The organism is Paraburkholderia sp. Cy-641, from assembly GCF_011752945.1.
Taxonomy (GTDB): Bacteria; Pseudomonadota; Gammaproteobacteria; order Burkholderiales; family Burkholderiaceae; genus Paraburkholderia.
In genome coordinates, this window is the sequence record NZ_VWWM01000033.1 from 12,819 (window position 1) to 25,140 (window position 12,322).

The 12,322-nt window shown below is 63.1% G+C and carries 8 protein-coding genes; 3 read left to right on the forward strand and 5 right to left on the reverse strand.

Features of this window, described 5'->3' with window-relative positions; genetic code table 11:
* Positions 1-69: 69 nt before the first annotated feature.
* Positions 70-1,875 carry a hypothetical protein gene (locus tag F3J20_RS31885; RefSeq protein ID WP_205299337.1) on the reverse strand — a complete coding sequence of 602 codons (1,806 nt, stop codon included), beginning with the start codon at positions 1,873-1,875 and terminating at the stop codon, positions 70-72.
* A gap of 534 nt (positions 1,876-2,409) precedes the next feature.
* Here F3J20_RS31885 and F3J20_RS19295 point away from each other — a divergent pair.
* Positions 2,410-3,438, forward strand: a complete 1,029-nt coding sequence (locus F3J20_RS19295) for an alcohol dehydrogenase catalytic domain-containing protein (protein WP_167284234.1) — start codon at positions 2,410-2,412, stop codon at positions 3,436-3,438.
* 82 nt (positions 3,439-3,520) lie between these two features.
* Here F3J20_RS19295 and F3J20_RS19300 read toward each other — a convergent pair whose 3' ends face one another.
* Positions 3,521-5,284, reverse strand: a complete 1,764-nt coding sequence (locus tag F3J20_RS19300) for a hypothetical protein (protein ID WP_167036100.1) — start codon at positions 5,282-5,284, stop codon at positions 3,521-3,523.
* A gap of 854 nt (positions 5,285-6,138) precedes the next feature.
* Between F3J20_RS19300 and F3J20_RS19305 the strand changes: the two genes are divergently transcribed.
* The gene (locus tag F3J20_RS19305; protein ID WP_167036097.1) at positions 6,139-6,846 is read left to right on the forward strand and encodes a response regulator transcription factor; all 708 of its coding nucleotides are present in this window, start codon (positions 6,139-6,141) and stop codon (positions 6,844-6,846) included.
* Positions 6,833-8,230, forward strand: coding sequence for an ATP-binding protein (locus F3J20_RS19310; RefSeq protein ID WP_167284235.1), 1,398 nt, complete (start codon positions 6,833-6,835; stop codon positions 8,228-8,230). Before F3J20_RS19305 ends, F3J20_RS19310 begins: the two co-directional genes overlap by 14 nt.
* A 48-nt stretch (positions 8,231-8,278) precedes the next feature.
* On the opposite strand, the gene F3J20_RS19315 is transcribed toward F3J20_RS19310, so the two are convergent.
* From F3J20_RS19315 to catA, 3 genes are all read right to left on the reverse strand, one after another.
* Positions 8,279-9,859 (reverse strand): dynamin family protein, encoded by a 1,581-nt coding sequence (locus tag F3J20_RS19315; RefSeq protein WP_167284236.1) that lies wholly within the window; start codon positions 9,857-9,859, stop codon positions 8,279-8,281.
* The gene (locus F3J20_RS19320; RefSeq protein ID WP_167284237.1) at positions 9,856-11,112 is read right to left on the reverse strand and encodes a GTPase; all 1,257 of its coding nucleotides are present in this window, start codon (positions 11,110-11,112) and stop codon (positions 9,856-9,858) included. Before F3J20_RS19320 ends, F3J20_RS19315 begins: the two co-directional genes overlap by 4 nt.
* A 243-nt stretch (positions 11,113-11,355) precedes the next feature.
* On the reverse strand, positions 11,356-12,291 hold the full coding sequence (gene catA / locus F3J20_RS19325; protein ID WP_167036086.1) for a catechol 1,2-dioxygenase: 936 nt from the start codon (positions 12,289-12,291) through the stop codon (positions 11,356-11,358).
* Between the last annotated feature and the right edge of the window lie 31 nt (positions 12,292-12,322).

Sequence of the window (12,322 nt, forward strand, 5' to 3'; positions counted from 1 at the left end):
GGGCACGTACGGCCCGGGAGAAACCGCAGACGGCTACCGCATACCGTCTGTACTACGCAAGATCAACGCTTACTGGTTGTTGATGTTGTTCGGCGCCTTCGGCAGCGCCTTGCTGGCCGTCAGCACGATGTTGCCGATCTGACGGTAGTTCAGCAGGTCGGTCTTCGGCGACTGCACGCCATAACCCGCAAAGGTCACGCTCAGGTGCGTCGGATCGATCTGGATGCCCGACGGTGCGTACACGCGCTGGGCAAACCACGACTGCGTCGGGATCAGCGGCGGATTGGCCGGAATCGTCACCGTCGACTGATTGCCACCCTGGTTCTTCGCGGTGATCGTGTTGATCGACGCGATCGGATGGTTGATGTCGTTATAGACGGTCCAGTTCTTCAGGTCGCTCGATTCCGCGTACCCGATGTAGTGGAACGCATCGGAGTCCGCATCGAGACAGTTGCCTGCCGAGAACAGCAGGCCCCAGCGGCTGCCGTCACCGTTGATGTCGATCAGCGTGCCGCGCGGCGTCACCCAACGGGTTCCGTTGTAGTCGACCGTGGTCGGGTCGTTCAGGCCATTGACCGCACCTTCATCGGTGAAGTGAACGCCGTCTGTCGTCGTGGCAAGCCGAACATACGTGATGTCATGGTTGGTCTTGCCGCTGAACGGGGCCTTGGCGCACTGCTGCACAGCCGGCAGAGCGGTGCTTCCGGTGTTGTCGCCGTTCAGGATCTTCTGCACGTACAGAACCGTGGTGGGCGTGCCCGGCGTGGTATTCGGAACCACGGCCAGAATGCCGTCGGGGTTCAGGAGACCGACCGTCTGCTGCACGACGACCGGAGACGTCGTGCCCGGCGTATTCGTCAGCGCGGTTTGAATCGCGTTGATGTCCTGCGAGCCGACCGTCGTGGCGTTCGTGTTCTGAATCGGGAATTTCGGCGATACGTTGGTCAGCTGGATCACGTTGAGCGGCGCAACGTCCACAGCCGCCGGAGCACGATTGAGCATGTACAGCATCTGGCCGCCGGTCTTCGCATTCGAGCCCGGCAACTGCACGATCGTGGCGTGGCCCCAGCCGTCGCCGGCCGTCGTCGCGGAGTTGTCGCTTTGCAGCGTGGCGGGGCAAACGTTATTGCCCGCGGCCAGCTCCAGCGTGTTCTGCATGAAGTACCACGTCTTGCCGTTGTCGTCGGATTCGGCCGCCACCAGGCCTTCGTCCATGTACTCGGGACGCCAGTCGAACAGGCCGATGATCGGCGTTGCCGAGGCGTTGACGTTGCCGGTCGACGTCACGTTCGACGTGTACGTCAGCGGGAAATAGAACGGCGCCATGTTCACGAACGGATAGGTCGCGCTCGTGCTGAAGGCCGATTTGGCGGTCGGCGTATTGAACGGCGTCGTCGAGCTGTTCAGCGGGTTCGTGGTGGCGGTCGTGCCGCCGTAGTACAGGCGTGCCGCCGAGGCCGTGTAGTTGCAAAGCCCATAGGCCGTATCCGGCACGTTGCCGTTGGCCTGGAACGGGTTGGACGCGCTCACGACGGTCTGCGTGTTGTTGGGGTCGGCCGCGAGAGCCGCCAGCGTGAACGGCGTACCGCCGGCACCCGAGCCGATGGACGGGCTCACGGCGATCTGTGCCTGCGTCACGGTCGTACCGGAGTCGACCGACCACGTCAGGCTGGCCGGGGTTACGACCGGCGTGGAAGCGCCCGTCGGTGCGGAGGCGCCCGTCGGCGTGGAAGCACCCGACGGGGTAGACGCACCTGACGGCGTGGAAGCACCCGACGGTGCGGACGCGCCGGAATTCCCGCCACCGCCGCACGCGGCAAGCGCGAGGCAGCCCAGGATCAGGATTTCTTTCTTTAGTATTGCTTTCAATTTCATTGACACATCCCCTCAGAAAAATTTCATTAAACTTGTCATGGATCAGTCCATTGCCTGTCCGTGCCGGCAACGCTCGATTCGATGCGTCCTGATCTGCTCAAGGCACGGACCCATGTCGAAATAAAAATGTCAGGTAGCAGAGCGGCAGCGCTGGCTTTGTGCGATTTGATATCCAGCCACGCTGCGGCCCAGGTGAAGTGGCGTCCGCTGTCGTACAGCGTGCGGCGATGGCGTACCGATGCCGCCAGCACTCCCCGTTCGCGCGGGCAAAAGCCATTCAGTACTTACTGGCAACCCGCCGCGGCAGCAGATTCTCGTTCTCAATGATGAAACAGCCGTGGCGGAAAAATTACGTTCCTTTTTAATTAATTCGATGCCCGTGTAAGGAAAGGGATGTGTGCAGCTGTCGCGGGAAAAAGCACGGCGGTCCGTGCGGGCGGCGGTCGTCCGATGGTGCCGTGCCATAATCGGGTTGCCTAACGAACCTGGAGGGACAGTCAATTGAATCAGGAATGCTATTCGGCTGGAGGTGCCATGAAAGCGGCGCTGCAGACCGGCCTGCGCAAGCTCGAACTGATTGAAATGGAGCGACCCGAGGCCATCCCGGGAACGGTTGTTCTGAAGGTCGCCAATATCGGCATCTGCGGCAGCGATCTGCATCCCTATCGAACGTTTGCCGGCCGCTCCGGCTTTCCCATGGGCCACGAACTGAGCGGCGTCGTGGTTGCGGTCGGCGAAGGCGTGACGAACACCTTGCTCGGCCGGCGCGTCACCGTCGACATGGTGCTCGGCACCGCGTGCGGGAAATGTGCTTTTTGCAAGCGCGGCTATGCGCTGCACTGCCAGGCACGCGAGTTTCCGTTCGGCGGCGGTTTTGCCGAGTTCGTGAGGACGAAGGCGGTTGGCGTGTTTCCGCTTCCGGATGCGGTCGACGATCAGCTCGGCGCCATCGTCGAGCCTGTCGCCGTCGGCGTGCATGCGGCGCGGCGCATGGGGATCGGTCCGGGCATGACGGGCGTGATCGTGGGCGCGGGAACCATCGGACTCTCCGCGTTGGCGGCGGCACTCGACGCCGGCAGCGAGAAGGTTTATGTGGTCGCCAAGCACGAGGTCCAGGCGAAGGCCGCCCTGAAGATGGGCGCGGCGGGGGTTCTTTCGTTAGACCTGCCGACGGCCGCCGGCGAGATCAATCAGGTGACGGATGGCCTCGGCGCCGACTATGCGATCGAGACCGTGGGCGGCTCGGCCGACACGCTCGACTTCTCGTGCAAGCTCGTGCGCCACCTCGGCATGCTGGGTGTCCTCGGCGCGTTCGATCGCGGCTTCCGCGGACTCGAAATCATCGAGGCCCTCGAACGCGAGCTCACCATCCATCTGCCGAACTGCTATAGCGTCATCGACGGCAAGCACGACTTCGAGGTCGCGATCGATCTGCTGGCGCGCAAGGGCAACGTGCTTCGGACGATGGTCACGCACGAGATGGATCTGGCCGAGATCGACGAGGCCTTCAGGATCGCCGCGGACAAAAGCGCGCATTCGATCAAGGTACAGATTCGCGCCTGACCAGACAAATGGCCCGCACTCCGAAGAATGCGGGCCATCCGAAACGCACCGGACCCTGTCCGGTGCCTGCCAGCGTTGCCGCTTAGCGGCTCGTCATCGTCACGCCGCGCAGAACCTGGCCATACGGCGCCGTCTGCATCACGGAGAAGCCCGAGGTCGTCACGGTCGTGCCGCTCACGCTCAGCGTGATCTTCACGAGCTGGTTCGAATCGGCACCCGCGTCGAACGTCGTACCGAGGCTGTTGTTGGCCGTCGACGTGATCGCGTAGATCGTGTACGAGCCGTCGCTGTTGACCTGGCCGGTGATGTTGCGCAGACCGTCGGCCGAGGTCGTGTACTTCGCGCCCGCCGTGCCGTACGTGCCGGCGGTGTCGGTCACGGTGTACGCCTGGCCGAGATTCAGACCCTGGGTGAGGTGGGCGATCGCCGTCCACGTGCTGCCCGACTTCTGATAGACCCACAGACCGCCGCTGCCGATCGTCATGTCGGCCGGATCGCCGTCGCCTTCGTCAGCCACGAACATCAGGTTCGTGTTGGTCTTCGGCATCCACATGCCGAACGGGAAGCCCGTATTCCAGCTCATCGGCCACGACGTCACGCTGGCGGCCGTCAGCGCCGTGGTCAGCGTGGCGTTCGACGTCGGTTCGTTGGCGGCGCCCGGCGCGCCCGACCATGCGGTCGTCGGCGTGGTGAAGAGCGGCGTGATGGCGACGTTCTGCAGGTTGCTGAACTTCGCGCCGTTCGCGAGCGCGCCCGTTGCGCCGACCTGGAAGACCGTGTTCACGCCGTTGCCGCCGCTGCCCTTCGACGCGTACAGGGTGCCGTCCGGCGCGAGGAACAGACCGCGGAAGTTGGCATCCTTGCCGGTCTTGTCGAACGGCTGGCTGAGCGAGGTCAGCGAGAAGCCGAACTGGTTGCCGCCGGCGTTGGTCTTCTTGGCGAACGTAGTGCTCGACAGCGCGTCGGTGATCGTGCCCAGACCGCACGACGTCGGTGCCGCGTAGGTGCTGCTGTTGCCCGAGAAGAACGTGCCGACCGGCTGCGAGAATGCGCAGCTGCTGCCTGCCGCGAGCGTCTGCACGCCCGTGTTCATGGTCAGCATGTCGAGCTGGCCATAGGTCGGGTTCGGCGACGAACCCGAGTTGCCGGCGTTGCCGACGATGTAGTACTGACCGCCGACCAGCACCGAGGCGCGGCCGTTGTTGCCCGAGTAAGCGTTGGTGTTCGTAAACGTCACGGCCTTGGTTGCCAGGTTGAGCTGGGCGACCGTGCGGTACGTCGGCGTGGCAACGTCGGGGTTGGTCGGATCGATCACGCCCGGCGTGTTCGAGTTCGAGAGATCGATCGAGTCGATCGGTGCGTTATAGCCGTTGAACGTAATCGCGGTGCCGTCCTGCGACAGGTTCATCGCGAGTTCCGACTTCGATGCGAAGCTCGTCGTGAAATCGAAACCGCCCTTCTTGGCCGCGGCCGTCACGTCGAGATAGGTGGTCGGGCTGGTGGCGCCGGCGGCCCATTGATCGATCACGATATCGGCGGTCACGCCGAAATTGCCGTCGGGGGTCGTCCCTTCCGTCGTGAACACGTTCGGATAGGTGCCCGGCGTCACGGCGCTCACCGGCGAAGCGTTGGTCGTTTCCGGCGTGGCGTTGTACGGCAGCGTGCCCGTGACCGTGAAGCTCGGGTCATAGACGCCGCGCGAAACCAGCAGGCTCGCCTGTGCGGTCGGGGTCGGGGTCGGCGTGGTGCCCGAGGCAGGGTTCGGCGCGGAAGGCGTCGACGACGGGTTCGGACCGCTTTGCCCCGGTGTGCTGCTACCGCCGCAAGCCCAAAGCATGGACGTCATTGCTGCAATCGGCAGCAGGCGAAGTGCGGTACTTTTCATTCAAACCTCTATCAATTTTGGATTTGGAATAAGTCCCATCGCATAGCAAAAGCAGGCCATGCCGGAAACGTATATGAATGGCTAAACCGGCTAGCTTGATTTACCCATGCCGCTGCCGAGCCGAAAGGTCACCTACACGATTTACCGCGCAGAAAAACTGCGGTGGGACTTTAGTCAGGACGCATGGCATCGCTATTACGTCAGCCTTGCATTTATAAACGCCGGGCGCGATTTCCCCGTAGCGTGCGGGCCTGTACCGTGCGTGACGTATAGAGGTAACCTCGGAGGCGACCTCGGCGCGGCGGGCGCGGCGCCGTGACGTCAATCATGTGGTCCGTCGATGAAACTGATGGGTCAGCGTCCGCTACCGGACCCATCTGCCCGGACCAGCGGGGAAGACTGGCGGCCATCCGTCGTCCTCAGTAGTCCTGCCGCTTCGATTCTTCGACACCCTTAAGGTATTGATAAGGAATCGCGGATAACATCGTCGCGCAAAAAATTTGTAGTGTTTATTTACAGCGTTCATTCCCAGCCCCAATTTCTCGCTATTGAAGGCTAAATGAATGAATATAGAAAATGTTCTGAAAATAATATCGCCGGAGCACCGTGGATTATTACGTCGTTTCCAGGCACCTCATATCAGGTGGCATAGACCGCACTCCTGAACCGAAATGGGTGCCAACACGCCGCCCCGTCCACGCCTCTTCTCCCGGCTTCGCGTTCAGCGAAACCGGGCACTCGATGCATACGAACGAAGTGGCCGGCCACGCGCTTCGTCCCCGGTGGACAAACCCGCGAGGCAACCGGTAAGCGACATGTCCACAGGCAAGTCACGTATTCTGGTCGTCGAAGACGACGACGGCGCGGCACTCGAAATTACGGCCGCACTCGAAGACCACGGCTTCCAGGTCGAATGGGTCGCAACGGGCTTTGAGGGCCTGCTGCAAGCCACCAACGGCAAATTCGACGCGATCGTGCTCGACCGCATGCTGCCCGACGTCGACGGTCTGTCGATTCTCGCGACGCTGCGCAACATCGGCAAACAGATGCCGGTGCTGATCCTGAGCGCGCTCGACGCGGTCGACGAGCGCGTGCGCGGGCTGCGCACCGGCGGCGACGATTACATGGTCAAGCCGTTCAACTGGCTGGAACTGACCGCGCGACTCAACGCGCTGCTACGGCGCCGCCGCATGAGCGACGACACCGCCGTCGCCGGATCGGCGCTTCGGGTCGACGATCTGACCGTCGATCCGGCGGCCGGCACGGTGCGGCGCGCCGGTCATCCGGTCGAACTGAAACCGCGCGAATACAGCCTGCTCCTGTTCCTGATGCGTCACGCGGGCGACGTCGTCACGCGCAGGATGCTGCTGGAGTCGGTATGGCATTACCACTCCAGCACACAGACCAACGTGATCGACATGCATATCTGCAGCCTGCGCCGCAAGATCAGCCTCGAGGGCCGGCTCTCGCCGATGATCGTCACGGTGCGCAATACGGGCTACATCCTTCATGCGTTCGGCTAGACGTACCTGCCCGGTGCAGCCTAGCGGCACCGGCTGGCTGCTGCTGGTATTCGCCGTCTCGTCGCTGGTGCTGTTCGTGTCACTGTACTGGCTGACGAGCAGCTACCTGATGCGCGAAGTCGATCACCGGCTGAAGGGCAAGTTCTCCGAATTCCACGCGATCAGTCGCGACAAGGCCATCTCGCGCATCGCGACACTAAGCCGCCGCGATATCGCGGACACGCTGCCCTACGGCATCTTCGACGCGGACGGTACCCGCCTCGCCGGCAACGTGCCGACGCTTCCGCACGAACCGGAGCGCGTGCCGTTCAACTATACGCAGACGGTGGACGACGGGACCGGCGTATCGACGGCGCACTTTCGCGGCATCATCATCCCGACAGACGACGGACTGCGCATCGTGGTCGGCCATTCGATCGACAGCGTGCTGCGCTTCGACCAGACGCTCGTCAAAACGCTATGCGCGGGCGTGACGCTATCGATCCTGCTCACGCTTGCCTGCGGCGCGATGCTCAATAGCCTCGCGAACCGCCGTATTCGCGCGGTCGGCGAAACGGCTCGGGAAATCATGGCCGGCCAACTCGGGCGGCGGCTGCCGACACACGGCACGCACGACGACCTCGACCGGCTCAGCATGATCGTCAACACCATGCTCGACGAAATCGAGCACCTCGTGGACGAGGTACGCAGCGTGTGCGCGGGCGTCGCCCACGATCTGCGCACGCCGATGACGCATCTGCGCGCGGGGCTCGAACGCGCGAGCCACCGGTCCAGGACGACAGCCGATTACGCGCAGGCGATCGATGGAGCCATCGCGCAGTCCGACGTCGTGCTGGCGCGGTTTTCGGCCCTGCTGAGAATCGCGGAAATCGAATCCGGCAGCCGGCGTTCGAGCTTCCGTACGATCTCGCTCGACGCGGTCCTGCGCGACGCGGCGGAACTCTACGAGCCGCTGGCCGAACACCGTCGGCTCTCGCTGGCACTGAGCGCTTCGGCACGCGTGGAAGTGAGCGGCGATTACGATCTCCTGTTCGGTGCGATCGAAAACCTGCTCGACAATGCGCTGAAATTTACGCCGCACGGCGGCGCCGTGACCGCGGACGTGCGCATGCATGGCACGCAGGCGGTATTGCAGATCGCCGACAACGGACCGGGCATCGCGGCCGCCGAGCATCGCGCGGTGCTCAGGCCGTTTTACCGCAGCGGCGCGGCGGCCACCCGCTCGACGCCGGGGCACGGCCTCGGCCTCAGTCTCGTGGCGGCGATTGCGCGGCTACACGACGCCTCGCTCGAAATACACGACAACGCGCCGGGCTGCCGCATGGTGCTGCGCTTCCCGTCTCAACCGTGTCCTGTCATGCCGGTTGCCGTCGCCGTTGATTGAATCGCCCTCAGGCATTGCCGCATACCGGCAACACCGAAGCGCGCTCCTTCAATCGAACTCCGCGCGCAATTCGCTTTTCAGCGCCAACAAGCCCTGGGCGTGAAGACCCAACGCATTCTTCAGTCGTCCTGTAAGTTCGATCAGGCGCTCGAGCGAAGCATTGCACTGTTTGCCGGCCTTGCGGGCAAGGCGCAGCACGCTCGTATGAATCGCCTGTTTCAGCGCGGCGTGCAGCTTCTGATAATCGACGGCCACGACTTCGCGCAGGCTTCCGTCCGTCTCGGGATACGCGAGCACGATGCTCTCGAAACCCACCGCCTGATCGAGATCGAGGGTCACGACCGTTGCCTCGTTTGCGATGACGTAATCGGCGAACTGCGTGTTCGCCTCGCGCGAAAACGCCTCGTGAATCGCACGCGACAGGCTCTCGCGGATCGCCGGCACGTCACGTTCCTCAGCATGCTGTTCGAGCAATGCCGGCAACGTCGGCAGAATGCCGCGCCATACGGCGTTGACAATCCGCTCCTGCTGTCGTTCGAGCAGATCGCGCGCCGCCTGCGATGCCGCATCCAGCTCCGCGAGCAGCGGCAGCACTTCGCCGCATAACTTGCCGAGCACGTTCTCTTCCAGATGGTGCAGCACTATCTCCGCCCGCTTGCGCCGCTTGTAGACGAGCGCCGGCTCGGTGATGGAAAGCAACGCCGCGTACAGCCGTTCGAATCCCGCGTCGCTCAAGGCCGGCGGCGTCTCGCCCTGCATGCGTGCCGTGTACGCGGAGATCGACACGGGCCGCTTCAGCAACGCGGCATCCACGTCCATTTCCACGAGCTTTTGCCGCGCGCGCGCTTCGACGTCGGCCTCCTGCAGCGCACGGCCCTGCGCCGTCTTGTTGCACAGAAGCTTGACGATCTCGCCGTCGACTTCGTCTTCCTCGTACACGTCACTGCGTGTCACGACCGGCAGCAGCGGCTTGTTGCGATGCAGTTCGCGGCCCAACTCGTCGAGCTCCTGCACTTGCCCCGGCGACGTCGAACTGGTCAGCCAGATCACCGCATCGGCACTGTCGATAAAGCGCTGCGTCAGCGCCGCATTGTCCTGCGTCACCGAGTGCAAGCCGGGCGTGTCCAGCAAGACGAGCTTTTCGCCGAGACGCACGCCTTGCAGACGCGACGTCGTTTCGGTCGCGCCTTCGCTGAAGCGCTCCGCCGTCTCGACGACGCGGCCCGCATCGACATGGAAATACTGCACGGCCTTGCCGTGCGCGACGAAGCGGTCCGCGAGAAAATTGCAGAACGAACTTTTGCCGGCGTTGAACTTGCCGAATACGAGCAGCAAGGCGTTCTCATCGAAGGAGTCGGCCAGCGCCTGGGCGGATTCCAGATCGGCCCATTGCCGGGCACACGCCTGCGAATTGTTTTGCAGTACGGCGTTGATGGCAGCCGCCTGAGCGGCCAATGCGCTCTGCTCTTTCAAACCATCGCCGGCGAGAAGATGGTCTTGCAGATCGGCGTTCAGCTTCGCCAGCCAGGCATCCAGCGAGTGCAGAATCTTGCCGATATCGCGCTCGACGAATTCGAACCCGTCGACTTCGGCGATAAAGCGCAGTTCGTTGCTCACGTCCGCTTTCATGCGCGCGCTTCCAGTGTGCGCAACGCGGCCGATGCCTGTTCCGCGGCGACGATCGCGGCTTGCGTTTGCGCGATCCGCCCGGCTAATGCGCGCCGGTCGTCGGATAGCTCGTAGTAGTGCGTGAACTCGCGCTGCATGCGTTCGCGCCCCGCCGCTTCGCAGAACATCCTGCGCAAGTCCTTGCGGAATTTCACGGACACGCCCATCACGGCGATCATCACCGAATTCATGCGGCGTGAGCTCGTTTCCTGTTCCGGCGGCAAACCATCCACGCCGTGCCCGACCAGAAAACCATCCATTTCGATGCAGGCACGCGAGTAGGCAATCTGAATGTGCCCGCGCTCCACCTTTCCGGCGGTGATCGCATAAGCGTCCTGCGCGGAATCCGGTATCGCCGCGTGATCGGTGCCGAGCGCATTCAACATCGCCTCGATGTCGCCGCTCACCTTCTCGATGACCGCCTTCAGGCCCTGACGAAATTCGAGCGCCTGACGCTGCTGCGTTTCGCGCAGCGCAGCGAGCGTTGTCTCGTGCCCGGCACGCAGCGCGCGACATTCTTCGCGGATGTCGTCGAACACGAGCGCGACTTCATGTGCCCGCGCCTGCGGCACGCGCTCGAGCGCCGAGTGCAACGCGGCGCGCAGCGCGGGAATGCCGCTTTTCTCAAGCAGAAGCTGCTTGCCGCCTTCGAGCGCTTTGCGATTGCGCATCGACGAAACGACGTTCAGCTCCGTGCCCGGCGCCTGCTTGCCGATCGCCGTGCAGACTTTGTCGAGTTCGACCTCGTCGGCCAGCTGGTCGGCTTGCGAGAGCACGAAAAACGTTTGACGCCGCGTTCTCGCGCCGTCGGCATTCAATTCGGCGAAGAGCGCCGTTTCCTTTTCGTCGAGTTCGCCTTCCTTGGCGGCATGCACGAAGAGACGAATGTCCGACCTGAGCCATACCGCTTGCAGCGCATGGCGATCGTCGGCGGTACCCACGTCGGCGTCGAGCCCCGGCGCGTCGAGCCAGCGCACGCCTCGATGCACGTTATCCGCGAGGCTCACCGTTTCACGCCGGTCGGAAACCGCAAAGGTATCGCGGCCGATCAATTCGTTGAGCAGACTGCTCTTGCCGTGGTTGTATTTGCCAATGACGGTCACGACGGGCTCGTCGCCATCGACAAGGATGCGCAGCCGCGCCAGATCGTTGGCTCGATCGGGCAGTACGGCAAGGACATCGCGTGCTGCCTGCTCACGCATTTCACTGGACACTGTTGGCTCCCACCTCTTTATTGAACGTCGGGCGGCATGGCGTGGCATGCCGGCACCGATTTTTCGATAGTAATCTGACAGCGGCCGCGCACGAGGCAATGAACTCGCACGCGCCGGGTAATGCAAGCGTTGAAGCGAACGTGGCTGCGAATGTGGCTGCAAACATGGCTGCAAACGCAGTGCGAACTTCGCTACGCCGGAAAAACAAGCGGCGACGCTCACGCGCCGCCGCTATGTCCCGCGTTAAGCCGCAGCCGAAGCACGCCGCCGGTTGACGACCTGGTTGTCCTTACCCTGGACCAGCGGCGTCAGCCTGACGTCGAACTGAATCGACTTGTATGCATCGCCCTTCAGACCCAGCGCTTCACCACCAGTCTTCTCGACAACAGGCGGAATCAGTTCTTCACGCGTCGCGTAGGCGAAGTCGTCCCAGATCAGCGGATCGCCTTCGATGTTGAACTGCGTCGTCAGCTTGCGGTGCTTGTCGTCGGTGACGAAGATGTGCACGTGAGCGGGGCGGTTACCGTGACGGCCGAGCCCGTTCAGCAACTGCTGGGTGGCGCCATGCGGCGGGCAGCCGTAACCGACCGGCATCAGCGTACGGAATTCGTATTTGCCGTCGGCGCCGGTTTTCACCGCGCCACGCAGATTGAACTCGCTCTGCGCGCCCGTCGGGTCGAAGTGCGAATAGAAGCCCTTCGAATTCGCGTGCCAGCATTCGACGACCGCACCCGCAACCGGCTTGCCGTCCGGACCCGTGACCGTGCCGTGAATCACGAGCGGGCCGGCGTCCTCGTCGGGGTTGATGTCGAGCTTCGACATGCCATCGCGCACCGGCGCGCCCGCGACATAGAGCGGGCCTTCGATGGTGCGCGGCGTGCCGCCGTCGAGACCGTCCTGTTTGTCGGCGGCATCCATACGGATGTCGAGATACTTCTCGAGGCCGAGGCCCGCGGCGAGCAGCGCCGCTTCGCCATCCTGACCGAGTTTGTTCAGGTAGTTGACGCCGGCCCAGACTTCGTCGGGCGTGATGTCGAGATCGTCGACGGCCTTGAACAGATCGCCGAGCAGACGATGAATGATCTGTTGAAAACGTACATTGCCGTTGCTGCCGTCGATATTCGATGCGGCCTTCAACAGGTCCTGCGCTTCCTTGCTCTGGAATACTTTGACGTTCATGATGACAGTCTCCATGTGTATCAGGGGAAAT

Bases quoted from the DNA above. Each gene is read 5' to 3' on its own strand.
- F3J20_RS31885 (WP_205299337.1), bottom strand. From the start codon at position 1,875: ATGAAATTGAAAGCAATACTAAAGAAAGAAATCCTGATCCTGGGCTGC.
- F3J20_RS19295 (WP_167284234.1), top strand. From the start codon at position 2,410: ATGAAAGCGGCGCTGCAGACCGGCCTGCGCAAGCTCGAACTGATTGAA.
- F3J20_RS19300 (WP_167036100.1), bottom strand. From the start codon at position 5,284: ATGACGTCCATGCTTTGGGCTTGCGGCGGTAGCAGCACACCGGGGCAA.
- F3J20_RS19305 (WP_167036097.1), top strand. From the start codon at position 6,139: ATGTCCACAGGCAAGTCACGTATTCTGGTCGTCGAAGACGACGACGGC.
- F3J20_RS19310 (WP_167284235.1), top strand. From the start codon at position 6,833: ATGCGTTCGGCTAGACGTACCTGCCCGGTGCAGCCTAGCGGCACCGGC.
- F3J20_RS19315 (WP_167284236.1), bottom strand. From the start codon at position 9,859: ATGAAAGCGGACGTGAGCAACGAACTGCGCTTTATCGCCGAAGTCGAC.
- catA (WP_167036086.1), bottom strand. From the start codon at position 12,291: ATGAACGTCAAAGTATTCCAGAGCAAGGAAGCGCAGGACCTGTTGAAG.